The 22,999-nt window shown below is 57.8% G+C and carries 25 protein-coding genes and 2 tRNA genes; 24 read left to right on the top strand and 3 right to left on the bottom strand.

Translation table 11 applies throughout. The annotated features are described in order from the left end of the window. Nucleotides 1-215 precede the first annotated feature (215 nt). From tadA to ACJO3M_RS05275, 5 genes are all read left to right on the top strand, one after another. Nucleotides 216-740 carry a tRNA adenosine(34) deaminase TadA gene (tadA, locus tag ACJO3M_RS05255; protein ID WP_407000316.1) on the top strand — a complete coding sequence of 175 codons (525 nt, stop codon included), beginning with the start codon at nt 216-218 and terminating at the stop codon, nt 738-740. Further along, nucleotides 737-1,723, top strand: a complete 987-nt coding sequence (galE, locus tag ACJO3M_RS05260) for a UDP-glucose 4-epimerase GalE (protein WP_407000317.1) — start codon at nt 737-739, stop codon at nt 1,721-1,723. The genes tadA and galE overlap by 4 nt, the downstream gene beginning before the upstream one ends. Before the next feature lie 41 nt (nt 1,724-1,764). After that, on the top strand, nt 1,765-3,108 hold the full coding sequence (locus ACJO3M_RS05265; RefSeq protein ID WP_407000318.1) for a UDP-glucose dehydrogenase family protein: 1,344 nt from the start codon (nt 1,765-1,767) through the stop codon (nt 3,106-3,108). Nucleotide 3,109: 1 nt separating this feature from the next. Next, entirely contained in the window at nt 3,110-3,535 is a 426-nt protein-coding gene (locus ACJO3M_RS05270) for an HIT domain-containing protein (protein ID WP_407000319.1), read from the top strand. Between the two features lie 203 nt (nt 3,536-3,738). Next, a complete protein-coding gene (locus tag ACJO3M_RS05275; protein ID WP_407000320.1) occupies nt 3,739-4,242 on the top strand; it encodes a hypothetical protein in 504 nt (167 codons plus the stop codon). A 145-nt stretch (nt 4,243-4,387) separates the two neighbouring features. Here ACJO3M_RS05275 and fabR read toward each other — a convergent pair whose 3' ends face one another. Beyond that, entirely contained in the window at nt 4,388-5,017 is a 630-nt protein-coding gene (gene fabR / locus ACJO3M_RS05280) for an HTH-type transcriptional repressor FabR (protein WP_406985073.1), read from the bottom strand. Nucleotides 5,018-5,470: 453 nt separating this feature from the next. On the opposite strand from fabR, the gene aspS reads away from it, so the two are divergent. The 15 genes from aspS (at nt 5,471) to nadA (ending at nt 17,440) form a co-directional block, all read left to right on the top strand. Then, the gene (gene aspS, locus ACJO3M_RS05285; protein WP_407000321.1) at nt 5,471-7,276 is read left to right on the top strand and encodes an aspartate--tRNA ligase; all 1,806 of its coding nucleotides are present in this window, start codon (nt 5,471-5,473) and stop codon (nt 7,274-7,276) included. A gap of 64 nt (nt 7,277-7,340) precedes the next feature. After that, nucleotides 7,341-8,084 (top strand): YebC/PmpR family DNA-binding transcriptional regulator, encoded by a 744-nt coding sequence (locus tag ACJO3M_RS05290; RefSeq protein WP_407000322.1) that lies wholly within the window; start codon nt 7,341-7,343, stop codon nt 8,082-8,084. Between the two features lie 18 nt (nt 8,085-8,102). Then, nucleotides 8,103-8,627: a crossover junction endodeoxyribonuclease RuvC gene (gene ruvC / locus ACJO3M_RS05295; RefSeq protein ID WP_407000323.1), complete on the top strand. Its 525-nt coding sequence runs from the start codon at nt 8,103-8,105 to the stop codon at nt 8,625-8,627. Between the two features lie 30 nt (nt 8,628-8,657). Next, complete coding sequence (gene ruvA, locus ACJO3M_RS05300; RefSeq protein WP_407000324.1) at nt 8,658-9,290, top strand: Holliday junction branch migration protein RuvA; 633 nt, start codon at nt 8,658-8,660, stop codon at nt 9,288-9,290. Between the two features lie 154 nt (nt 9,291-9,444). After that, nucleotides 9,445-10,473 carry a Holliday junction branch migration DNA helicase RuvB gene (ruvB, locus tag ACJO3M_RS05305; protein ID WP_407000325.1) on the top strand — a complete coding sequence of 343 codons (1,029 nt, stop codon included), beginning with the start codon at nt 9,445-9,447 and terminating at the stop codon, nt 10,471-10,473. Continuing rightward, nucleotides 10,466-10,924 (top strand): YbgC/FadM family acyl-CoA thioesterase, encoded by a 459-nt coding sequence (locus tag ACJO3M_RS05310; protein ID WP_406985079.1) that lies wholly within the window; start codon nt 10,466-10,468, stop codon nt 10,922-10,924. Before ruvB ends, ACJO3M_RS05310 begins: the two co-directional genes overlap by 8 nt. Nucleotides 10,925-10,927: 3 nt before the next feature. Then, a complete protein-coding gene (gene tolQ, locus ACJO3M_RS05315) occupies nt 10,928-11,620 on the top strand; it encodes a protein TolQ (RefSeq protein ID WP_407000326.1) in 693 nt (230 codons plus the stop codon). Nucleotides 11,621-11,660: 40 nt separating this feature from the next. Then, on the top strand, nt 11,661-12,107 hold the full coding sequence (tolR, locus tag ACJO3M_RS05320) for a protein TolR (RefSeq protein WP_407000327.1): 447 nt from the start codon (nt 11,661-11,663) through the stop codon (nt 12,105-12,107). Nucleotides 12,108-12,129: 22 nt separating this feature from the next. Next, on the top strand, nt 12,130-13,158 hold the full coding sequence (gene tolA, locus ACJO3M_RS05325; RefSeq protein ID WP_407000328.1) for a cell envelope integrity protein TolA: 1,029 nt from the start codon (nt 12,130-12,132) through the stop codon (nt 13,156-13,158). 87 nt (nt 13,159-13,245) lie between these two features. After that, nucleotides 13,246-14,499 (top strand): Tol-Pal system beta propeller repeat protein TolB, encoded by a 1,254-nt coding sequence (gene tolB, locus ACJO3M_RS05330; protein WP_407000911.1) that lies wholly within the window; start codon nt 13,246-13,248, stop codon nt 14,497-14,499. A 71-nt stretch (nt 14,500-14,570) separates the two neighbouring features. Next, entirely contained in the window at nt 14,571-15,140 is a 570-nt protein-coding gene (gene pal / locus ACJO3M_RS05335) for a peptidoglycan-associated lipoprotein Pal (protein ID WP_407000329.1), read from the top strand. Nucleotides 15,141-15,165: 25 nt separating this feature from the next. Continuing rightward, complete coding sequence (ybgF, locus tag ACJO3M_RS05340; protein WP_407000330.1) at nt 15,166-15,948, top strand: tol-pal system protein YbgF; 783 nt, start codon at nt 15,166-15,168, stop codon at nt 15,946-15,948. An 84-nt stretch (nt 15,949-16,032) separates the two neighbouring features. Continuing rightward, a tRNA-Lys gene (locus ACJO3M_RS05345) sits at nt 16,033-16,108 on the top strand. Nucleotides 16,109-16,186: 78 nt separating this feature from the next. Next, a tRNA-Lys gene (locus ACJO3M_RS05350) sits at nt 16,187-16,262 on the top strand. Nucleotides 16,263-16,378: 116 nt separating this feature from the next. Further along, complete coding sequence (gene nadA / locus ACJO3M_RS05355) at nt 16,379-17,440, top strand: quinolinate synthase NadA (protein ID WP_407000331.1); 1,062 nt, start codon at nt 16,379-16,381, stop codon at nt 17,438-17,440. A gap of 21 nt (nt 17,441-17,461) precedes the next feature. Here the strand turns inward: nadA and ACJO3M_RS05360 are convergent, their stop codons facing one another. Further along, the gene (locus ACJO3M_RS05360; protein WP_407000912.1) at nt 17,462-18,871 is read right to left on the bottom strand and encodes a M48 family metalloprotease; all 1,410 of its coding nucleotides are present in this window, start codon (nt 18,869-18,871) and stop codon (nt 17,462-17,464) included. Between the two features lie 223 nt (nt 18,872-19,094). Between ACJO3M_RS05360 and ACJO3M_RS05365 the strand changes: the two genes are divergently transcribed. Continuing rightward, nucleotides 19,095-19,322: a sulfurtransferase TusA family protein gene (locus tag ACJO3M_RS05365; RefSeq protein ID WP_406985087.1), complete on the top strand. Its 228-nt coding sequence runs from the start codon at nt 19,095-19,097 to the stop codon at nt 19,320-19,322. Between the two features lie 45 nt (nt 19,323-19,367). After that, nucleotides 19,368-20,447 carry an AI-2E family transporter gene (locus tag ACJO3M_RS05370; protein WP_407000332.1) on the top strand — a complete coding sequence of 360 codons (1,080 nt, stop codon included), beginning with the start codon at nt 19,368-19,370 and terminating at the stop codon, nt 20,445-20,447. Here the strand turns inward: ACJO3M_RS05370 and ACJO3M_RS05375 are convergent. Then, nucleotides 20,444-20,911, bottom strand: a complete 468-nt coding sequence (locus tag ACJO3M_RS05375; protein ID WP_407000333.1) for a peroxiredoxin — start codon at nt 20,909-20,911, stop codon at nt 20,444-20,446. The genes ACJO3M_RS05370 and ACJO3M_RS05375 overlap by 4 nt on opposite strands. Before the next feature lie 74 nt (nt 20,912-20,985). Here ACJO3M_RS05375 and dapA point away from each other — a divergent pair, with 74 nt between their 5' ends. Then, the gene (gene dapA, locus ACJO3M_RS05380; RefSeq protein ID WP_407000334.1) at nt 20,986-21,864 is read left to right on the top strand and encodes a 4-hydroxy-tetrahydrodipicolinate synthase; all 879 of its coding nucleotides are present in this window, start codon (nt 20,986-20,988) and stop codon (nt 21,862-21,864) included. A gap of 35 nt (nt 21,865-21,899) precedes the next feature. Continuing rightward, nucleotides 21,900-22,997, top strand: coding sequence for an NlpB/DapX family lipoprotein (gene bamC, locus ACJO3M_RS05385; RefSeq protein WP_407000335.1), 1,098 nt, complete (start codon nt 21,900-21,902; stop codon nt 22,995-22,997). Nucleotides 22,998-22,999 lie beyond the last annotated feature (2 nt).

Here is a 22,999-nt window from a genome sequence, read left to right on the forward strand (position 1 = left end):
GCAGTCGCGCCGGCATGATCAACTCTGGTAATATGCAAGCGGTTGATTATGGTGTCTAAGATACCGTCGCCAGAAAAACCGCTGCATTACCAGCGGAAGCAAAAAATTGGCAATTCTGACGGTAAAAGCCAAAATCAGCCTGTTTATACCCCCCTTAACTTCAATGGGCTAGAATCCTCGTCGATGATTGTGTGGAAAACGGGGCAAAACCGTTCATGAATACTGGCGCTGAGGCGGATGAGCAGTGGATGACCCGCGCCCTGGCGTTGGCGGAACAAGCCGGTGCCAGGGGAGAGGTGCCGGTAGGGGCGGTGGTCGTTCTCGACGGCCGGGAAATCGGGGCGGGTTTCAACGCTCCGATCAGCGGTTGTGATCCCACCGCCCATGCCGAGATCAGGGCGCTGCGGGATGCGGCGCGGCGGGTTGGTAATTACCGTTTATCCGGCGCTACCCTGTATGTCACGCTTGAGCCCTGTACTATGTGTGTAGGGGCGGTTGTCCACAGTCGCATCAGCCGATTAGTCTACGGAGCCGCTGAACCCAAGGCGGGCGCCGTGGAATCGGCGCGCAACACGCTGGAAGAAGAGCACTTCAACTGGCAGGTAGAAGCCAGTGGTGGCGTGCTTGCCGAGCGTTGCGGTGCAGTGATCAGCCAGTTTTTCAGTCGCCGGCGTGCGGAGATCCGCCGCCAGCGCCAGCAACAAAAACAGGATTCAGGGAAGGAGCAGGGCAAACCATGAAAGTACTGGTGACCGGCGGAGCCGGCTATATTGGCAGTCATGTTGTCCGTCAGCTTGGCGCGGCAGGTCATGACATAGTGGTTTTCGATAATCTCTCCACCGGCTACCGCTGGGCAGTGACCTGCGGGGAACTGGTGGTGGGAGACCTGGCAGACGAAGCGGCCATTGCCGATGTGTTTGCGCAGCACCGGTTTGATGCCGTCCTGCATTTCGCCGCCAACATTGTGGTTCCTGAATCGGTTGAGAACCCTCTCAAGTATTACAGCAACAACACCCGCAATACGCTGAACCTGCTGCGGGCTGTTGAGCAGCATCGCGTACCCTACATGGTGTTTTCTTCTACCGCTGCCGTCTATGGCATGCCGGAACAGACCGTGCTGACCGAAGACCTGCCGCTGGCGCCGATCAACCCTTACGGCGCCTCAAAGATGATGAGCGAACGCATGATCATGGATCTGGCAGCATCCTGTTCGCTGAATTACGTCATACTCCGTTACTTCAATGTGGCCGGCGCCAACCCTGACGGATTGCTGGGGCAGGCGACTCCGGAGGCCACGCACCTGATCAAGGTTGCCAGCGAATGTGTGACGGGAAAGCGCGAGGGCATGAGCGTCTTTGGTACGGATTACGATACCCGTGACGGCACCTGCATCCGCGATTACATCCATGTGGAGGATCTGGCCAAGGCCCACGTGATGGCCCTGGACTACATGGCGGATGGTGGAGAATCGCGGGTACTGAATTGTGGGTACGGGCGCGGGTTTACCGTGCGGGAAGTGATCGATGTGGTCAAACGCCAATCCGGCGCGGATTTCCCGGTACAGGAAACCGCCCGCCGGGCAGGGGATCCTGCCGCCCTGATGGCGGACAATACGCGCATTCGGGAGGTTCTGCGTTGGCAGCCGGATTACGATGACCTGGAAACCATCGTGGGCACCGCTCTGGCCTGGGAAAAAATCTGGCAAGACCGGCAGATCGCCTGACCCAACTCAATTTGCAACCTTATAACTATCAGGATTGACGGATGAAAATCACCATTTTTGGTACCGGATACGTGGGGCTGGTGACAGGTGCCTGCCTGGCGGACGTAGGGCACGACGTGCTGTGCATGGATGTGGATCGCGGCAAGATCGAAAAGCTGGAAAATGGCCAGATCCCGATATACGAGCCGGGTCTGGACAGCATCGTCAGGCACACAGTTGACGCCGGCCGGTTGTCGTTCACCACGGATACCGCGAAGGCCGTAAAGCACGGTGTGCTCCAGTTCATCGCTGTTGGTACGCCACCGGATGAAGACGGCTCCGCCGACCTGCAATACGTGACAGCGGTTGCCCGCTCCATCGGTGAGCAAATGGATGATTACAAGGTGGTCGTCGACAAGTCCACTGTGCCTGTGGGTACCGGTGACAAGGTCAGGGCAGCGGTGCGCGCCGAGCTTGATCGCCGCGGGCTGGAACTGGAATTTGACGTGGTTTCCAATCCGGAATTCCTCAAGGAAGGGGCTGCCATCAATGATTTCATGAAGCCTGACCGTATTGTGGTTGGCACTGACAGTGATAAGGCCGCTGACCTGCTGAGGGAGGTTTATTATCCCTTCAATCGCAGTCACGACCGGATGATCTTTATGGATATCCGTTCAGCGGAACTGACCAAGTACGCAGCCAACTCGATGCTTGCCACCAAGATCAGCTTCATGAACGAGATGTCCAATCTTGCTGAGCGTTTGGGCGCTGATATCGAAGCAGTGCGCCGTGGCATCGGTTCCGATCCGCGTATCGGTTATCACTTTATCTACCCGGGTTGTGGTTACGGTGGCTCCTGCTTCCCGAAAGATGTCCAGGCTCTGGCCCGGACAGCGCGGGACTGTGACTATGATGCGCGCTTGCTCAATGCGGTGGAAGCGGTGAACTCTGCTCAGAAGCATGTGCTGTTCGATAAGATCAGCCATTACTTTAACGGCGACCTTCAGGGCAAGGTTGTGGCGCTGTGGGGGCTGGCATTCAAGCCCAATACCGACGATATGCGCGAAGCGTCAGCACGCACCCTGATGGAAGATCTGTGGAAGTCTGGTGCCAAGGTGCAGGCCTTTGATCCGGAAGCCATGGAGGAAACACAACGCATTTATGGAGATCATGCCGGGCTCACCCTGTGCGGAACCAAGGAGCAGGCCCTGAAAGGTGCTGACGTTCTGGCTATCTGCACCGAGTGGAAGGAATTCCGTTCTCCGGATTTCGCAGCCATAGCTGCGGCGCTGAGGGAGCCGGCGGTGTTTGATGGCCGAAACCTTTATGAGCCGGAGATGCTGGACCGCAACGGCCTCATTTATTACGCCATCGGTCGTGGCCGTAACCAGTTCCAGTTTGACTGATATGCCGGCAACCAGCGACTTTCAGCTCCACCAGCGCCTCGCCGCTGACACCGTCAGCCTGGGACGAACCCGGTTGTGCCAGGTGCGGTTGATGAATGACCGCACCTGGCCCTGGGTTATCCTGGTGCCGGCCGTGCCCGGGGTCCGCGAAATCTATCAGCTCGAGGTGAGCGATCAGCAACGACTGCTGACAGAGTCCTCGGCCCTGAGTAAAGACATGATGACCCTGTTTGGCGGTGACAAGTTGAATGTCGCTGCGCTGGGAAATATGGTGCCGCAGTTGCACTTGCACCACATTGTGCGCTTCGAGGGTGATCCGGCATGGCCAGGCCCGGTGTGGGGCAAGCAGGCCCCGGTACCCTATAGCGAGCCCGAACTGGAATCGGTTCGTAAAAAGCTTAACCCCGTTATTTCCTCTCTCGCCTGACCCGAGTGGCGGCCGACCTTTCAGGGGTCGTCACCGGCTTTTACTGTGGCCCGTTCTGCCATGGGCGTCTGACTTATTGGGCCAAAGGCCTTCTCCATGAGCCTATCCGGGAATCTCTGTGAACCAGGGATGCTATATATGCGTGTGAATAATAAGAATGTGACGTAGATCTCAAAAACGAATGAAAAAAAGAGAGCGTACCCATGGAGAGTCATTCCTTTGCTCATGTAAATCTGCCACAAGCGTCCCACGATGAGGTCGTTAACTATCGATACCTCGCCCTCGGGTTGCTATCTGCGAGAGTGTATTCGGAAGACACCGCCGAACTTATCAGTGAATGTGCAGTGCTCGATTTTGACCGTGACGGCGTGGCGTTGATTCTTCCCGAAGAGCAGGTCAGGCCGGACCAGAGAGTGCGTCTTTCCCTGGCGCGCAAGCATGTGGCCCGGAATGCCAGGGAAGAGCTTGCCATCAGTTTTGTGCCCGGTAATGTTCGCTATGTCAGCGATATTGGCAATGGGGTCAGGGTTGGAATCAAGTTGGAGTACGCCGGCCACCACGACATCGAAGATACTTTTCGCCGTCGGGCCATCGAGATAGAAAATTACCTGGACCGGCACCATGCTGATGCTGCACGCATGGCCTCCTCTGCTTACGAGGTTCCGGAGGGATATCAGGTCGGCGGCAGAATGAAGTACGCCGTTTGAAGAAGGCAGAAAAAAGCCCGCCAAGTGGCGGGCTCAAGTCGCCTCATGGAGGCAACGACTCAACAATAGGATAGGCTCTATCCCAATTAGCTGACGAACGTTGAGCCGTTAAGGTTCCCAAAAAAATAGAATTTATCTCAGGTATTCAGGTTCGCGCCCTTCGGGCGTGTTTCGCCAGGGCCTGGGAACCCATCAGAATCATCCGCAGTTCCGTCTTCAGTTTCAGTTTCAGTTCCTCTCTCTGCTTTGGCGTGGCATCCAGTGCTTCCGCACCCTGATTGAATACCAGGGTCACCATGGATTCGGCGACGAGCCGGGCGTCAGACAGGGGCTTGTTCTGTTCATCCGCAAAGCGCCGGAGATCGTCTGCCAGTTCCGTAACAAAGTGGTCGATTTCCGCCTTGATGGCGGTACGGAAAGGTTTTGAGACGCCAGTGCGTTCCCGCAGCATGAGCCGGAACAGGTTGGCGTTGTTACCCAGGTACTCCATGAACGTCTCAATGGACGTGCTGATGGCACTGCCGTCCCTTGCGATCCGCTTTCGTGCGTGGCGCATAAGCTGACGCAGGGCCACCCCGCCTTCGTCCACCAGCGCCAGTCCCAGTTCGTCCAGTTCAGCAAAGTGTCGGTAAAACGAGGTCGGCGCAATGCCGGCTTCCCGGGCGACTTCCCTCAGGCTGAGACTGCCAAAGCCGCGATCCGCGCTGAGCTGGGCGAGGGCAGCGTCCATCAGGGCGCGGCGTGTTTTAAGTTTTTGTTCGGCTCGGGACGACAATACAAGGGCTCCGATTGCTGAATAGGGCGCTACATTCTATCGGTCTGTGCAGAGGGCGTCACCCACCGTGATTGGAGCCTGATTTTCACGCGCATTGTGTTTATAATGGGCGGCTTTTCCAGTAGGGTCTGTTGACGTTTCGTATTCACCCCCTGTTGCGCCTGAAAAAGCACCAATCTAGGCGCGAGGAATGAGGTTTGGTCATTCCAAATAAGTGACGAGCAACGACGAGTGGCGCTTTTTCAGGCGCAACCCGAAGGGCTGGGGCCATTTTTCCGCCCAGCGTCGTTATCAGTCGCTTATTTGGAATGACCAAACGGCGCTCCTTCTGCCTAGCTGGACGAAAAAATGGCCCCAGCAGGGGGTGAATACGAAACGTCAACAGACCCTAGTGTCCGCCGAATCCATATTTCGCACACATTTATGCACACATCTGAAACAACGGGAACCGGTATGCGCAGTCATTATTGCGGTGGTATCAACGAATCTCACATTGATCAGGAAGTAACACTCTGCGGTTGGGTCCACCGTCGCCGCGACCACGGCGGGGTTATCTTCCTCGACCTGCGGGACCGGGATGGCATATCCCAGGTCGTGGTTGATCCGGATACCCCTGAGAGTTTTGCCCTGGCGGAAAAGGTACGCAGTGAATTTGTTATCAAGGTGACCGGGCGCGTTCGTCGCCGTCCGTCCGGCACCGAGAACAACAACATGCCCACCGGCCAGGTTGAGTTGCTCGGCAAGGAAGTGAGTATCCTGAACGCCGCTGCCACGCCGCCGTTCCCTCTGGATGAGCACGTCGACGTGGGCGAGGATGTCCGCCTCAAGTACCGTTTTGTCGACCTGCGTCGCCCGGAAATGCTGAACCGGCTGCGTTTCCGCTCCCGCGTGACCAGCTATATCCGTAATTACCTCGACGGCAACGGTTTCATGGATGTGGAAACCCCGATCCTGACCCGTGCCACGCCGGAAGGTGCGCGGGACTACCTGGTGCCGAGCCGGACCCATGACGGTTCGTTCTTCGCCTTGCCGCAATCGCCGCAGCTGTTCAAGCAGTTGCTGATGGTGTCCGGTGTTGACCGTTACTACCAGATTGCCAAGTGCTTCCGCGATGAAGACCTGCGGGCCGATCGTCAGCCTGAATTTACCCAGGTGGATGTCGAGGCGTCGTTTGTTGATGAAGAAAGCCTGATGTCCCTGAACGAGGGCATGATTCGCTCCCTGTTCAAGGACGTTCTGAGCGTCGAGCTGCCGGAATTCCCGCGCATGCCATACGCAGAGGCGATGCAGCGTTATGGCAGTGACAAGCCGGACCTGCGGATTCCGCTGGAGCTACTGGACGTAGGCGACCTGGTTGAAGGCGTGGACTTCAAGGTCTTTGCCGGCCCGGCGAAGGATCCGAAAGGTCGTGTTGCCGCACTGCGTGTGCCCAAGGGCGGTGAACTGACCCGTAAGCAGATTGATGAATACACCAAGTTCGTCGGAATCTATGGTGCCAAGGGTCTGGCCTACATCAAGGTGAACGAGTTTGCCAAGGGCGTTGAAGGCCTGCAGTCACCGATCATCAAGTTCCTTGGCGATGACGTGGCCATGGCGATCATCGAGCGTGTTGGCGCGGAAGACGGCGACATCGTTTTCTTTGGTTCGGACAAAGCCAACGTGGTGAACGAAGCCCTGGGCGCGCTGCGCATCAAGGTCGGCCATGACCTGGATATGCTCACTTCCGAGTGGGCGCCGCTGTGGGTTGTGGATTTCCCGATGTTTGAGGAAACTCCGGACGGCAGCCTGACGGCTATTCACCACCCGTTCACCGCGCCTTCCTGTTCGGCTGAAGAACTGGCGGCCAACCCGGCAACGGCTCTGTCACGGGCCTACGACATGGTGCTTAACGGTACCGAGCTGGGCGGCGGTTCCATCCGTATCCACAACGAGGATATGCAGGAAGCGGTGTTCCGTATCCTGGGTATCGGCGAGGAAGAAGCCCGCGCCAAGTTCGGCTTCCTGCTGGATGCGTTGAAGTTCGGTTGTCCTCCCCACGGTGGCCTGGCCTTTGGTCTGGATCGCCTGGTGATGCTGATGACCGGCGCCTCGTCCATCCGTGACGTAATTGCCTTCCCGAAAACCCAGAGCGCTACCTGTCTGATGACCCAGGCGCCGGGCGAAGTGGACGAAAAACAGCTGCGTGAGCTGCACATCCGCCTGCGCAAGCCAGCGGCCAAGGCAGCTGAAGGCAACAAGGCAGAAGCCAATAACGAGTAAGCAACACCCTGGTTGGGCTTCCCGGTTGCGGATCGGGAAGCCCGGAAGATTGATGGAGTAGAGTATGGCTGGTCATAGTAAATGGGCCAACATCAAGCATCGCAAGGCGGCTCAGGATGCCAGGCGGGGCAAGATCTTCACCAAAATCATCCGTGAGCTGACCGTCGCTGCCCGTCAGGGTGGCGGCAACCCGGACGACAATCCCCGCTTGCGGGCGGTGATCGACAAGGCGCTCACTGCCAATATGAAGAAAGACACCATCGAGCGCGCGGTAGAGCGCGGCGCCGGTGGTGGCGACGACAACAATTATGAAGAGCTGACCTACGAAGGCTATGGTCCGGGTGGCGTCGCTATTTTCATAGAGGCCATGACCGACAACCGGAATCGCACGGTGGCGGAAATCCGGCACGCCTTCAACAAGATGGGCGGCAATCTCGGAACTGACGGTTCCGTGGCCTACCTTTTCAGCAAGCAGGGCATCATCAGTTACAGTCCCGAGGTGGAAGAGGACAAACTGATGGAGGCGGCCCTGGTGGCAGGCGCGGACGACCTTGCCGAGCAGGACGACGACTCCTACGAGATTGTCACCACGCCCGAGCAGTTTCTGGATGTCAAACAGTCGCTGGTGGAATCCGGGCTCAAGCCGGACAATGCGGAAGTCACCATGGTGCCTTCCACCCGCGTTGAGCTGGATCGCGACGGGGCTGAAACCATCCTGAAGCTGATCGAGATGCTGGAAGATCTGGATGATGTCCAGAACGTCTATTCCAACGCCGATATTCCCGGCGAGGTGATGGATTCCCTGTAGCCAACCAAGGAATGTGATGTGGCCATTATTCTGGGCGTAGATCCGGGGTCCCGAATTACCGGGTACGGTATTATCCGGGCGCACGGACGCCACATTGAGTACATTGACAGCGGTTGTATCCGGGTGGGTGAGAAGCCCATGGCGGAACGCTTGCAGACAATTTTCCACAGTCTTGCCACGTTGATCGGAGAGTACCGTCCGGAAGAATTCGCCATTGAGCAGGTGTTCATGGCCCGTAACCCGGATTCCGCCCTCAAGCTGGGGCAGGCCCGTGGCGCTGCCATTGTCAGTGCCGCCAACAGCGGGTTGCCGGTACACGAGTATTCTGCCCGCCAGGTCAAGCAGGCGGTGGTGGGCAAGGGCGGTGCTGACAAGTCCCAGGTTCAGCATATGGTCCAGGCGCTTTTATCTCTTTCCCGCACCCCCCAGGCGGACGCCGCCGATGCCCTTGCGATTGCACTGTGCCATGCCCACATGAGCCAGAGCATCACGCGTCTGGCTGCCGGCGGAAAAGTGCGTAGTGGGCGGGTAAGACAACAATAGCCGGCGCGTTCGCGCCCGAGGAGACTTCCGTTGATAGGTCGAATTCGAGGCACACTGGTAGAAAAATCCCCCGGTCAGGCACTGGTTGAGTGCTCAGGCCTGGGATACGAAGTGGATATTCCCTACACCACCTTCTTCCACCTCCCGGATGCAGGCGCGGAAGTTACCCTGCACACCCATTTCGCAGTCCGGGAGGATGCCCAGAGCCTGTTCGGCTTTGCGTCCCGTCTTGACCGGGATGTGTTCCGGTTACTGATCAAGGTCAATGGCGTGGGCCCCAGGCTGGCGGTAGGCATTCTTTCGGGACTGGATGCGCACCAGTTTATTCGTTGTGTCGAAGCGCGGGACGCCAATGCGTTGGTGAAGTTGCCGGGGGTAGGAAAAAAGACCGCCGAACGCCTGCTTATTGAAATGACGGATCGGATAGGGCAACTTGAAGGGCAGTTCACGCCTATGTCGTCCGAAACGACAGGTGATGGTGCGAGTAATGCGACAGCGCCAACCTCCACGCACGACCCCAGGGACGAAGCCGAAGCCGCCCTGATAGCCCTTGGTTACAAGCCCCAGGAGGCAGCCAAGGCCATCAACAAGGTCGAAGAGGAGGGCATGGCCAGTCAAGAGCTGATCCGGCTGGCCTTGCGTAATATGATTCCGGCGGGATGAATCCGTCGTAATTTGCGGTCTGTCTGGCGCCAAATCTGTATAGAGCGTAACGTGACAGCCACTGAGCCGTTTGTACAATTGGGTCTCCAGTATTCACCTGATCCCGACGTGAATGTACAGGCATGAAGTTGAGTCCCTTTGTTCGGGTAACGCCATGATTGAGTCAGATCGTCTGATTACTGCCCAGGCCGGGCAATACGAAGAAGTGCAGGATCGAGCGATCCGGCCAACGCTGCTGTCCGAGTATGTGGGGCAGCCTGCGGTGCGGGAGCAGATGGATATCTTTATATCGGCTGCCCGTGGTCGTGAGGAAGCGCTGGACCACGTCCTGATTTTTGGTCCGCCCGGGTTGGGCAAGACGACGCTGGCGAACATCATTGCCAACGAAATGGGCGTGTCGATCAAAACCACCTCGGGACCGGTACTGGAAAAAGCCGGTGATCTTGCCGCCATGCTGACGAACCTGGAAGAGGGCGATGTTCTCTTTATAGATGAGATTCATCGGCTCAGTGCGGCGGTGGAAGAGGTCCTGTATCCAGCGATGGAAGATTACCAGCTGGATATCATGATCGGCGAAGGTCCGGCAGCGCGATCCATCAAGCTGGACTTGCCGCCCTTCACGCTGGTCGGCGCCACCACCCGCGCGGGTCTGCTGACGTCACCGCTGCGGGACCGGTTTGGCATTGTTCAGCGTCTGGAGTTCTATAACACCCAGGACCTGACGAGCATTATTCTGCGCTCGGCGCGTTTGTCCTCTGTCGATATCGACGAAGGCGGGGCGTTTGAGATCGCGCGGCGGTCACGGGGTACGCCGCGGATCGCCAACCGGCTGTTGCGCCGGGTTCGGGATTTTGCCGAGGTTAAAGCTGATGGTCGTATCAGCAATACCATCGCGGACCAGGCACTGAACATGCTGAAGGTGGATGATCAGGGCTTCGACCATATGGACCGCCGTCTGCTGTTGGCCATGATTGAGAAGTTTGACGGTGGCCCGGTTGGTGTCGAGAGTCTGGCCGCGGCGATCAGTGAGGAGCGCGGCACCATTGAAGACGTTCTTGAGCCGTTCCTGATTCAGCAGGGATTCATGGTTCGGACACCGAGGGGGCGTATGGTGACCTCCAGCGCCTACCAGCATTTCGGTGTGGCGCCGGCGCGTCCGGGAAAGGAGGATCTCTTTGACTGAAGCGCAAAGTGCCGCGCAGTTCCGTCTGCCAGTCAGGGTTTATATCGAGGATACCGATGCCGGTGGCATCGTGTTCCATGCCAAGTACCTGCATTATATGGAACGGGCCCGCACAGAGTGGGTGCGGACCTGCGGAGTTGGTCTGCGCGCGGGTCTGGCGGATAACATCAGTTATGTGGTCCAGCGGTTGAATATCCATTACGCGGTGCCGGCAAAGCTTGATGATCAATTGCTGGTGACAGCGGAGCCCATCGGTTTTGGCCGGGTGTGGATGGACTTCCGACAGCGGGTGCTGAAGGCGGGGGACGAAACCCTGCTTGCTTCCGCTGATGTGAGGGTTGCCTGTGTGGCCCTGGACAGCGGGCGGCCGAGACGGCTGCCGGACAATATGCGTGAACTGTTGGAAAACGTTCATGAAAACCAACTGTTAACCGGAACAAGCCAGGAGTAGAAGGTGGAGTCAGAAGTTTCTGTTTGGTATCTCATCGCCAACGCGGGGGTGCTGGTTCAACTGGTCATGCTGTTGCTGGCTCTGGCTTCCGTGGTGTCCTGGGCGCTTATCTTCCAGCGTTTCCAGGTGTTTCGCAAAGCCCGGCGGGCACAGCTCGAGTTCGAGGAGCGGTTCTGGTCCGGTATGGATCTGGGCCAGCTTTACCGGGAAGTGAACAGCGATCCCACGCCCTTTTCAGGGATGGAGTCGCTGTTTCGTTCCGGTTTCAAGGAGTTCTCCCGCCTGCGCCAGCAGAGTCGTGACGCCGACGCTGTCATGGAAGGTACCCAGCGCGCCATGCGTGTTGCGTTCTCCCGTGAACAGGAGCGGCTGGAAATGTCCTTGCCTTTCCTGGCGACCGTTGGTTCGACGAGTCCTTATATCGGCCTCTTCGGTACCGTCTGGGGCATCATGAACTCGTTCCGCGGTCTGGCCCAGGTTCAGCAGGCCACGCTAGCCACGGTGGCGCCGGGGATTTCCGAGGCACTGATCGCGACCGCCATGGGTCTGTTTGCGGCGATTCCGGCCGTCATTGCCTATAACCGTTTCTCCGCCATGTCCGATGCCCTGCTGAAGAACTACGAGACCTTTGCGGACGAGTTCTCCAGCATTCTCCATCGTCGCGTGCACAGCAGCGAGCAGTCATCTGCAGCGTGAAATCCATCGGCCAGTGTAAGGCAGTCAGGAGCATACAGGCATGAAAGGCATGGGGATGATGCCGGCGCACCGCCGGAAGCCAATGTCCGAGATCAACGTAGTTCCATACATCGATGTGATGCTGGTTCTGCTGGTGATCTTCATGGTGACCGCACCGATGCTGACTCAGGGCGTCAAGGTGGATTTGCCGGAAACGACCTCAGATCCGATTCAGTCCGACAAGGATGTGGAGTCGATTATTGTGTCGGTGGATTCGAATGGCGCCTATTTCCTGGAAATCGGTGACGAAGACAGTGATCCGATGTCTCTGGGCGAGGTTCGAACGCAGGTGTCCAAGATACTGTCCGAGCGCAGTGCCCGGGAAATCCTGGTGCGCGGCGACGAGCATGTGGAGTACGGCACCGTGGTTCGTCTGATGGCGGAACTGCAGGGCGCCGGCGCCACCAGTGTCGGACTTATTACCGAAGCGCCATCCACTGACAACTGAGCATAGAGCGGGCAGGTTTTTTGTGACAGGTCAGGAACGTGATGTAACCAATATCGGGCAGCAACCGTGGAAGTCGCCCGTTGCCTTGTCACTGCTGCTGCACGGGCTGATCGTGGTTGTAGCGTTGGCGGGCTGGACCTGGACCACGCCAAAGGATGAACCGGAGCCCCGCAGCATCGCTGCCCGGCTGATCACTCAGCAGGAACCGGAACCCAGTTCGGTCGTTGAGGAGGTGGATGAGCCCGACAGGGATGAGGAGCGCCGCAAGGAGCAGGAAGAGCAGAAGCAGCGGGAGGAAGCGGAACGCAAGGCCGCTGAAGAAGAGAAGGCCAGGGAAGAAGCAAGGCGCATAGAACAGGAAAAGGAACGCAAGCGTCAGGAAGAGGCTGCGGCCCGTGAGCGCGAGGCGCAAAAGGCTCGCGAGGAAGAGGCGGCGCGACAGAAGGCCGAGGCCGAAGCTAAAGAGCGCGAGCGGCAGCGGGCGGAAGAGGAAAAACGCCGCCAGGAAGAAGCCAGGCGCAAGGCGGAAGAAGAGCGTCGTAAAGCAGAAGAGGAGCGTCGCAAGCGCGAGGAAGCGGAAAAGCGTGAGCGTGAAGAGCAGGCTCGTCGCGAAGCGGAGCAAAAGCGGAAGGAAGCTGAGCGCCGCCTGAAAGAGCAGCAACTGGAAGCGCTTGCGGAAGAGGCCAGTCGTGAGCGCGAAGCAGAAGCGCGGCGCCAGCGGGAAGCGGCTGCAGCAAAAGCCCGGGAAGCCCGCATGATGTCGGACAGTGAAAAGTACCAGGCGTTGATTCGCGAGCGACTGAGCCAGGCTTGGTATCCGCCGTCATCCGCAACTGAGGAGATGACGGCCCGGTTGCAGATCACCTTGCTGCCGACCGGTGAACTACAATCTGTGAAGCTGGTCAACAGCAGTGGCAACACCGCGTTCGACAACTCCGCCCTGAGCGCGGTCAGGTCTCTGAGCCGCTATCCGATTCCGGATGACCGGGATACGTTTGAGCGTTATTTCCGCCAGTTTACGATCGAATTCAATCCACGGCGATTGAAATAAGGACAAATGGAAAAGCTGATGACACACCGGACAAACAATACCCGTACCCGCCTGGCGTTCAGCCTGGTTTGCTCCCTTCTGGTCTGGATGCTTGGCGCGGGCTCCGCTTCTGCGGAGCTGACCATCAGAATCACCGAGGGGGCCGATTCGGCGATTCCCGTGGCGGTGGTGCCGTTTGCAGAAAGTGGCGTTATTCCGTCCGGGGACAAGATCAGCAGTATCGTCCAGAACGATCTGAGCATGAGCGGAGAGTTCCGCACCTTGCCCCCGGAAAAAATGCTCAGCCTGCCGTCCGAGCGTTCAGAGCTCTACTTTCGGGACTGGCGCCTTCTGGGCCAGCGATACGTGCTGGTCGGTCAACTGACCCGCAATGGCGATCGGGTGGAGGCCCGTTATGAGCTCTTTGATGTCAACCGGGAGGAGCGCATTCTGGGTGAGTCCGCCAGTGCCAGCGCAGGGAATATGCGCACCCTGGCGCATCACATCAGTGACAAAGCCTATGAGGCGATCACCGGAGTGCCTGGTGCCTTCTCAACCCGACTGGCGTACGTCACCCGGGATGCTGTCAATGGCGAACCCCGTTACCGCCTCCAGGTGAGCGATGTGGATGGTAAACGGGCCAGTGTGCGGTTGGAAAGCAAGGAGCCCATACTGTCTCCGGCCTGGTCTCCGGACGGCAGGAAGTTGGCGTACGTGTCGTTTGAAACCGGGAAGCCCGCGGTTTACATTCACGAATTGAGATCCGGTAACCGTACTCGTGTCGCCGATTTTCGTGGCCTTAACTCGGCTCCGGCCTGGTCTGACGATGGTCGTTCCCTGTTACTGACCCTGTCAAAGGATGGCAACGCCGAAATCTATCGTATGGATATCCAGAGCCAGAACCTGAAGCGGTTGACCAACCACTGGTCCATCGATACCGAAGGTGTCTGGGATCACACCGGCGACGGTATTTACTTTACCTCCGATCGCTCGGGCGGGCCCCAGATCTATCACAAGTCCAGCGAGAGTGCCGAGCCCCGGAGGATTACCTTCGGTAGCCGTTACAATGCCCGACCGCGGCCGGACAGTGAGGGAGAGTATGTGTATTACGTCCACCAGCGTAATGGCGGGTTTCATATCGCGCGCACGGACTTGAGCAATGGCGAGGAAACGGTTCTGACCCGGACAGCGTCCGATGAATCTCCGTCACTTGCGCCCAACGGCAGAATGCTGATCTACGCCACCAAACACAGTGGCAACAGTGTGCTGACAGTGGTTTCGGCGGACGGCGGCGCAGCCTACAGCCTGCCGGCCACCGAAGGTGATGTCAGGGAGCCGGCCTGGTCGCCGGTCATTCGCTAATCCGGAACCACCCGATGGTGGTTCTACTAAAAAAACACCAGAAAACTGTAAACCTAAAGGAAGGAAAGATTATGAAATTGTCAGTTCACCAGAAAGCATTTGCGATGGTTCTGTCCCTTGGCCTGGTAGCCGGTTGTAGCTCCACTGGCGACACTATGGGAGAAGATGAGTACGGCTCTGACGTATCTGCAGTCGACCAAGATGGTGGCAGCACCGTTTACGGCGGTTCCGACGACGGCGGTGTGTCCGCTTCTGACCTGACCGAGGAAGAGCTCCGCGAGCGTCAAGAGCGCGCTGAACAGGAAGCCATGCGCAATATCACCACCTTCTACTTCGATTTCGATACTGCCGAAATCAAGGCGGAAGCCCGTGAAGTACTGGTCGCCCATGCACGCTACCTGGAGAACAACCCGAGCCAGCAAGTGCGCCTGGAAGGTCATTCCGATGAGCGTGGCACCAAGGAGTACAACTTGGCGCTGGGCGAGCGTCGTGCCAACGCGGTTGAGCGTTTCCTGATTGTGAACGGCGCTTCCCGCGGTCAGATGGAAACCGTAAGCTATGGCGAGGAAAAGCCGGCAGTCATGGGTTCCAACGAGAGTGCGTGGGCCCAGAACCGTCGTGTTGAGCTCGTATTTGAGTAACAACCAGATAGCCACAGGATCCCCCATGAGATATCTACTCATGGCGACAGCGGCACTCTCACTGGCCTTCGTGCCAGTGGGAGGAGCACTGGCGCAATCTGCAACACCGGTGTTTCAGGACAATGCCTCTGGAGCCAGCAACAAGGCCAGTAACAGCCAGGCGAACGCCGAGCTGTTCTACATGATTCAGCAGCTGCAGGGTGAGGTTCGCCGGCTTCAGGGCGAAGTCGAGGTGCAGCGAAACCTGATTGACCGGCTGAGCCGGCAGTCTCGGGATCGTTACATTGACCTTGATCAGCGCATTCTGGAGTTGTCCGAAACCGTCGCTGCGGCGAGCAGTGGTGACAGCGTTCCGAGCGGAAATGCCGAGGGTTCCGATGCCGGGCAGGCTGAGAAGCCAGCCACCAAGGTATACCGGCAACCGGAAGCGGATGAGCGCCAGGCCTATGAGCAGATTCAGGATCTGATTCATAAGAAAAAGGATTACGACGAAGCCATCAGCCGGATCTACGACTTTGTCGATAAGTATCCGGAGGGTGATTTGTCAGTGAACGCCTATTACTGGCTGGGGGAAGTGTATCTGGTCAAGCCCCAGCTGGAGCAGGCCAAGCAGGCGTTTACCATTGTGGCCACGCGGTACGAGGATCACCGGAAAGCCCCGGATGCTGTCTATAAGCTCGGGGTGACGTTGGATCGCCTGGGTGAAAAAGCGGAAGCGAAGAGCCGGATGGAATCGGTGGTAGGCAACTACCCGGACACCAAAGCGGCCGAACTGGCCCAAAAGTATCTGGATTCCGCGGGCAGCTGATAACCGCCCTCTGAAAGAATGTTGAGAAACCTGAGAAAAGGGGTTGATCAGCGGCAAAAAATCATTACTATATGCGCCTCGTTTGGGTCGTTAGCTCAGTTGGTAGAGCAGTTGGCTTTTAACCAATTGGTCGAAGGTTCGAATCCTTCACGACCCACCAAATCCGGAGCATGGCAACTGGCTGAGTGGTTGCGGTGTTCGATCCTGACGCCGAGGCGAAGAGTGGATCAACAGTTAAGGGTCGTTAGCTCAGTTGGTAGAGCAGTTGGCTTTTAACCAATTGGTCGAAGGTTCGAATCCTTCACGACCCACCAATAAGACAGGCCGCCTTGGCTGCTTGTCTGGAAAAAAGAGCCTTAGGGCTCTTTTTTTTTGCGCGAACGCTCCCAATGGTATACTCCACAGGTCAACGAAACACAGAGACGCAGTAATGACACGATCTGAAGACCGCATTCTGGTTCAGGAGCATCTGGCGCACCAGGCTGAACCCAAACCGTTGAGTGAGGACGAAAAAGCCGAACTGGAAGCACGTATCCGGCAAACCCTGAAAGATCAGGATGCGGTGCTGGTCGCCCATTATTATACCGATCCCGATATCCAGCGTCTGGCCGAGGAAACCGGCGGGTGTGTCGCCGACTCACTGGAGATGGCGCGTTTCGGCAACCAGCATCCGGCTTCGACCGTGGTGGTTGCCGGGGTTCGTTTCATGGGGGAGACGGCGAAGATCCTGAATCCCGAAAAGCGGGTATTGATGCCCACCCTGGAGGCAACCTGCTCTCTCGATGTGGGCTGCCCGGCGGATGAGTTTGCGGAATACTGTGATCAGCACCCGGATCGCACCGTGGTGGTTTATGCCAACACCTCCGCCGCTGTGAAGGCGAGGGCGGATTGGGTGGTTACCTCCAGTTGTGCCCAGGCCATTGTGGAGTCTCTGGATGCCCGGGGCGAGAAGATCCTCTGGGCGCCGGACAAGCACCTGGGCCACTACGTCCAGAAGACCACCGGCGCCGACATGCTGTTGTGGGATGGCTCATGCATTGTCCACGAGGAGTTCAAGTTCCGTGGTCTGGAGGATCTGAAGGCGATCTATCCGGATGCGGCCGTGCTGGTGCATCCGGAATCACCGGACGCGGTGGTTGAAATGGCCGATGTGGTTGGCTCAACCTCGCAGTTGATTCACGCAGTGCAGACACTGCCCAACCAACAGTTCATCGTGGCGACGGACAATGGCATTTTCTACAAGATGCAACAGCTGGCGCCCAACAAGACCCTGATTGAGGCGCCTACGGCGGGCAACGGCGCGACCTGTCGTAGCTGCGCCCACTGTCCCTGGATGGCCATGAACGGTTTGGAGAACCTGCTTCACGTGCTGGAGCATGGGGATCAGGAAGTGCTGGTTGGTGATGATCTGCGGGAGCGGGCCCTGAAGCCACTGCATCGGATGCTGGATTTCACCGCCGGAATGAACCTGAAAGCAGCCGGTAACGCCTGACAAGTTATGCGCAGCGGGGCTTCAGCTCCGCTGCGCATTCAGCCTGTCGGTGATTTCCGCCAGGCGTTCGGTGACCACCTGTCGCATGGGTGCCCCCGCTGGCAATTTCTCCTGCGCCTGCCGAAGTTGCCGTTGCGCGGCCTCAAGATCCCCCATCAAGGCATCGTATTCCGCCCTGGCCCGGTGTACCCCGACAATATTGCGTGCCATGCCTTCCGCTTCCGCCAGCCGGTTCCAGAGATGCTCCTGTCTGGGCATGCGTCTCGTCAATTCTCGCAGGTATTCCGAGGCAGCTTCTCCGTTGCCGCTGGCCGTTTCCAGTTCTGCCAGGGTGAAGGTAATCGGGTAGTTACCGGGATTGCGGGACAACCCCTCAGTCAACAGGTTTCTGGCTTCATCAAGCCGCTTCTGCTGAATCAGGGCCTCTGCCAGGGTCACGATATAGGTGATTCGGCCCGGGCTGCTGTCCAGCAGCTGTTCCAGCACCTGGATAGCGCTGGCAGGGTTGTCATTACGCAGGTGCGCCACGGCCATGCCATAGCGGATCGCATCGGTTTTTTCGGTGTCGGGGCGCTCCAGGTAATCCCGGAACGTTTCCGCCGCCACCTTTGCGGAGCGTGCGTAATGGACCTGTAACCGGGACCGGATCAGGTGGTACTCCTGGGTATCCTCGATATTACGCACCGGGTATTGTTCCGCCCGGTTGCGGGTGTCGGAGACCCTGCTCTGGGTCAGGGGGTGTGTCGATAGATACTCGGGAAGGCGATTACCCTGCAACCGGTTCTGCTTCATCATGGTTTCAAACATCTCCGGCATGCCCCGGGGATCCATGCCGGCGTCCGCGAGGATGTCCATGCCCACGCGATCGGCCTCCTGCTCATGTGCTCGGCTGTACGCAAGCATGTTCTGAACCGACAGGGCCTGGGTGCCGGCAATGGCAGCGATACCGATGTCCGATTGGGTGACGGCGGACAGGACAATGCCGGCGATCATTCCGGCGATGGTCAGTGGCGCGCTGGTTTCCTGTTGTTCCATGCGGCGGGCAAAATGTCGTTGGCTCAGGTGAGCCAGTTCGTGTGCCAGAACCGAGGCGAACTGTTGCTCACTGCTGGCATTGAGCACCAGGCCGCCGTTAATGCCGACGATGCTTCCGGGAACCGCAAAGGCGTTGATGTCCGGGCTGTCGATGATCGCGAGTGTCAGGTCCCGGTTTTTCAGGGGCGCTGAAGGCACCAGACGGTAGATGACATCGTTGAGGTAGCTGTAAACCAGGGGGTCGGTGATTTGCGGTGCCGAGCGCCGGATGGATACCATCACCTGTCGCCCTATCTCGGATTCCTGTTGCTCCGAGATCAGTCCGCCGCCGGCCCCGCCAATGGAGGGCAGGGAGCTGTCCTGGGCCTGGGCAGCGGTCATCGGCAGCAGAAGCATCAAGACTGCCAGACAGTGAGCCAGCGACGATCGTACCGGCCTGGTGAATGCAAGGAACATACTCATCAATATGGACTACCCGTTGTTAAACCGCTTGATATGACACCATTTTGCCATTAAAAGTTCTGCTACATTTCATTAATCAGTATTGAGGTGCATTCGCCGTGTCAGGCCGGCATAATGCCGCCTGATTCTCGTCAGTTCCGCAAGGTTACCTGTTCTCATGGCTGAACGAATTCTTGATGCATCCGGGCTCCACTGCCCGATGCCATTGCTAAAAACCAAGCTTGAACTTAACAGCATGTTACCGGGAGAAGAGCTGGAGGTGATAGCCACGGACGCAGGTTCTGCCCGCGATATCCCGGCTTTCCTGAAACTCTCCCGGCACGAGCTGGTGAGCTCAACCGAAGCGGATGGCTGTTTTCGGTTTGTGATAAAGTGCGGCGGCTGATGAGTTGGCGCTATCGCCCCCAGCCGTGATTCCACGGAGATGTACATGGTCAGAATTTTACGCGGTCTTGCCCACAAATACTTTTCAGATGAAGAAGCCGTCATTCTTTTTCTGCTGCTTGTTGCGGGCACGGTATTTGTCATCCTTTTTGGCGCGATGCTGGCGCCTGCGATCGCGTCGGTCATTATCGCCTTCATTCTGCAGGGCCTGGTGACCAAGCTGACCCGCATGGGGGTGCCGGAGATGGTTTCGATCCTGGGCGTGTTCATCATATTCCTCGGCATCCTTGTAGGTTTTATCTTTGGCCTGCTGCCATTGCTGTGGACCCAGGTATCGTCACTGGCGGGGGAAGCGCCCAGGATTATCCGCGAAATGCAGTCCTACATGGAGCTGCTACCCCAACAGTACCCGACGCTGATCTCCATGGAAGCCGTAAACACCGTGTATCGGCAGATCAGTACCGAAGCCGGGCATCTGACCCAATGGCTGGTGTCTTTCTCCCTGTCCAGTATTCCGGATCTGGTGGCCTTGCTGATTTACATGGTGCTGGTGCCAATCCTGGTGTTCTTCTTCCTCAAGGATCGAAACCTGCTGCTGACGTCCATCTCCCGCCTGTTGCCGCCACAGCGCCCGATGATGCTGAGAATCTGGCGTGAGGTGAACCTGCAGTGCGCTAACTATGTTCGCGGTAAGGCCGTTGAAATCCTGATCGTCGGCGGCATCACCTACGTCACCTTCAAGCTTCTGGGTATGCCTTACGCGGCGTTGTTGTCATTGCTGGTGGGGCTGAGTGTGGTGATTCCCTATATCGGCGCGGCAGTGGTCACCATTCCTGTGGCGATGATTGCGCTGTTTGCGTTTGGGTGGGGATCCCACTTCATCTGGGTTATGGTGGCCTATGGCATTATCCAGGGCCTGGATGGGAACGTGCTGGTGCCGGTGCTGTTTTCAGAGGTGAATAATCTGCATCCGGTTGCCATTATTGTGGCCGTGCTGTTCTTTGGCGGGATCTGGGGCTTGTGGGGTGTGTTCTTTGCCATTCCACTGGCGACCATGCTCAAGGCCATATTTGCCGCATGGCCGGTCAAGGACAGTCTGCCAGTGGAGGCAACGGAAGAGGCCTAGAGACTCTTCACCGCTTCCAGTACTTCATCGGCGTGGCCCTTGACCTTAACGCCCCGCCATTCCTGGCGGAGAACCCCGTCCTTGTCGATCAGGAAGGTGCTGCGGTCAATGCCCATGTATTCCTTGCCATAGAGTTTTTTGAGCTTGATGACATCGAAGTGCTGGCAAACCGTTTCATCCTTGTCTGAAATCAGGTGGAACGGAAACTCGTGTTTGGCCCGGAAATTCTCGTGAGCTTTCAGGCCATCACGGGAAACACCCAGGATAACCGTATCGAGTGCTTCAAAGGCTTCCATGCGGTCGCGAAAGTCCTGGCCCTCGGTGGTACAGCCGGGTGTATTATCCTTGGGGTAGAAATAGATGATGACGTTTTTGCCCTTGAGATCCGATAACCGGATGGTCTGGTTTCCGGTTGCCGGCGCCTCAAAATCGTCAACGGGTTGGTTTAGTGCAACTGCTGGCATGACATCTCCTTTAATTCCCTTGTGTCAGTTTGCGCCCAACATTACCATATCGGTTTTATTCGGACGGAGCTTTTATGATTACGGGTAGCCTTGTCGCACTGGTCACGCCCATGCATCCCAACGGTGATATTCACTGGGAGGATCTGGACAAGCTGGTGGACTTTCATATTGAAAACGGCACAAATGGTATTGTGGCCGTGGGTACCACCGGCGAATCCGCAACGCTGGACCCGGATGAGCATTGCCGGGTTATCGGCCATATCATAAAGCGGGTCGATGGTCGTATTCCCGTGATCGCGGGTACCGGTGGTAACAGCACACGTGAAGCCATCGAACTGACCTCCGAGGCCCACAAGCTCGGTGCGGACGCCTGCCTGTTGGTCGTGCCGTACTATAACAAGCCCACCCAGGAAGGGTTATACCAGCATTTCAAGACCATCGCCGAGGCCGTTCCGGGGATGAGTCAGATGCTCTATAACGTTCCGGGCCGTACCGCGTGCGACATGCTCAATGAGACGGTTGAGCGCCTGGCGGACATTCCCAATATCATCGGCATCAAGGACGCCACGGGCAATATCCCCAGGGGCGCCGAGCTCATCGAGGCCGTGAAGGGCCGTCTTGCCGTTTATTCCGGTGACGACGCAACCGCCGCTGAACTGATGCTGGCCGGGGCCAAAGGCAACGTTTCAGTGACTGCCAACGTTGCGCCCAGGGGCATGTCCCAGTTGTGTGAGGCCGCCGTTGCCGGTAACCGTGAAGAAACAGAACGCCTCAATGAGTTGCTGATGCCGCTGAATCGCAAACTGTTCCTGGAGGCCAACCCGATTCCCGTCAAGTGGGCCCTGCGGCGCATGGGGATGATCGGTGAGGGTATTCGTCTGCCGTTGACGCCACTTAGTGAGAAATTCCACAGCGAAGTGGAAGATGCCCTTGAAGCGTCGGGCGTACTCTGAGTTTTCCGTACCACCAAAGAAGCTGGAGTAGCCTGATGGCGTTCCTTTTCAGGACAGAAGTAAAGCGTGTATTGGGGTCGGTTGCGCCAGCGACCGGCCTGCTGTTTGTATTGGCTGCCAGTGGTTGCAGTCTTCTGGAAGACCGGTCGGAACGGTACGTCAATGCGAAGGAAGGGGAGCCGCTCCGTCTCCCTGATACTGCAGATGAAAGCCGTTTCGGGCAGGCCATGCCCGTTCGCGAGGTCACCACCGCCGATTCCGGTCGCATGTATCGCTCGTCCATTCCTGAGCCGCCGGATATGACGTCTGAAATTCTCGACGAGAACTACGTGGTCGAGGAACTGGATGGCCAGATGTGGCTGTTGATCAACGACGTGCCCGGGCGGGTATGGCCGGCGGTATCGTCCTATATGAACGAGCGGGGCCTGGGCGTGGCCCATGACAGCCCCCAGCTCGGCCTTTTGCAGAGCGAACTGGTTAATTTCAGCAAGCGTGCAAGAACCTTGCTGGAACTGGACAGCGATCCGGGCTCATCGGAAGACATGCTGGTGGTTCAGACCCGTGTGGCGCCGGGGGTTCGTCGCAAGACCACGGAAGTCCAATTGCGGGTCCATGAAGTAGAGAGTAACCCTGACGGGCTGCTGTCCTGGCAAACCGGTGAGGAACTAACGGCAGAAGGTCTGGCCAACAGCAAAAGACTGCTGGAAGACATGGGCGAGTTCCTGCGCGGTCGCGATGAGAGTAAATCCTACTCCAGGGCTGCCCTGGGTATGGTCAGCGAACCGCTGGTGCGCCTGATTTCCGAGAACGAAGAGCCGGTCGCCATCGAGATGGATCTGGACTACGGCCGCGCCTGGTCCGAAGTCAGTCGCGCACTGGATGAGGCAGAGGTGCCGGTTCTGGACCTGAACCGGAGCGAAGGCTGGTTCAACGTGGATTTCCGCAGCGAGTCCGAGCGGGAATCCGGGTGGTTCGACTGGTCCAGTGATGATGAGGAACCGCAGCACACCTTTGATTTGCGCCTCAAGGAACAAGAGGGCGCCCTGGTGGTGACCGCTGCCCGCGCGGCGGAATACAGCGGCGACGACCGCTCCTCCGAACTGCTCTCAGAACTGTTTGAATACCTTTATTAATG

The organism is Marinobacter alkalisoli (assembly GCF_045449795.1).
Lineage (GTDB): Bacteria > Pseudomonadota > Gammaproteobacteria > Pseudomonadales > Oleiphilaceae > Marinobacter.

Coding starts and splice junctions, on each gene's coding strand:
- ACJO3M_RS05265 (WP_407000318.1), top strand. CDS start 1,765: ATGAAAATCACCATTTTTGGTACCGGATACGTGGGGCTGGTGACAGGT.
- ACJO3M_RS05375 (WP_407000333.1), bottom strand. CDS start 20,911: ATGCCAGCAGTTGCACTAAACCAACCCGTTGACGATTTTGAGGCGCCG.
- ACJO3M_RS05270 (WP_407000319.1), top strand. CDS start 3,110: ATGCCGGCAACCAGCGACTTTCAGCTCCACCAGCGCCTCGCCGCTGAC.
- ruvB (WP_407000325.1), top strand. CDS start 9,445: ATGATTGAGTCAGATCGTCTGATTACTGCCCAGGCCGGGCAATACGAA.
- ACJO3M_RS05370 (WP_407000332.1), top strand. CDS start 19,368: ATGGTCAGAATTTTACGCGGTCTTGCCCACAAATACTTTTCAGATGAA.
- ACJO3M_RS05360 (WP_407000912.1), bottom strand. CDS start 18,871: ATGCTTCTGCTGCCGATGACCGCTGCCCAGGCCCAGGACAGCTCCCTG.
- aspS (WP_407000321.1), top strand. CDS start 5,471: ATGCGCAGTCATTATTGCGGTGGTATCAACGAATCTCACATTGATCAG.
- galE (WP_407000317.1), top strand. CDS start 737: ATGAAAGTACTGGTGACCGGCGGAGCCGGCTATATTGGCAGTCATGTT.
- bamC (WP_407000335.1), top strand. CDS start 21,900: ATGGCGTTCCTTTTCAGGACAGAAGTAAAGCGTGTATTGGGGTCGGTT.
- ACJO3M_RS05290 (WP_407000322.1), top strand. CDS start 7,341: ATGGCTGGTCATAGTAAATGGGCCAACATCAAGCATCGCAAGGCGGCT.
- tolB (WP_407000911.1), top strand. CDS start 13,246: ATGCTTGGCGCGGGCTCCGCTTCTGCGGAGCTGACCATCAGAATCACC.
- nadA (WP_407000331.1), top strand. CDS start 16,379: ATGACACGATCTGAAGACCGCATTCTGGTTCAGGAGCATCTGGCGCAC.
- ybgF (WP_407000330.1), top strand. CDS start 15,166: ATGAGATATCTACTCATGGCGACAGCGGCACTCTCACTGGCCTTCGTG.
- ACJO3M_RS05365 (WP_406985087.1), top strand. CDS start 19,095: ATGGCTGAACGAATTCTTGATGCATCCGGGCTCCACTGCCCGATGCCA.
- dapA (WP_407000334.1), top strand. CDS start 20,986: ATGATTACGGGTAGCCTTGTCGCACTGGTCACGCCCATGCATCCCAAC.
- tolR (WP_407000327.1), top strand. CDS start 11,661: ATGAAAGGCATGGGGATGATGCCGGCGCACCGCCGGAAGCCAATGTCC.
- ACJO3M_RS05275 (WP_407000320.1), top strand. CDS start 3,739: ATGGAGAGTCATTCCTTTGCTCATGTAAATCTGCCACAAGCGTCCCAC.
- pal (WP_407000329.1), top strand. CDS start 14,571: ATGAAATTGTCAGTTCACCAGAAAGCATTTGCGATGGTTCTGTCCCTT.
- tadA (WP_407000316.1), top strand. CDS start 216: ATGAATACTGGCGCTGAGGCGGATGAGCAGTGGATGACCCGCGCCCTG.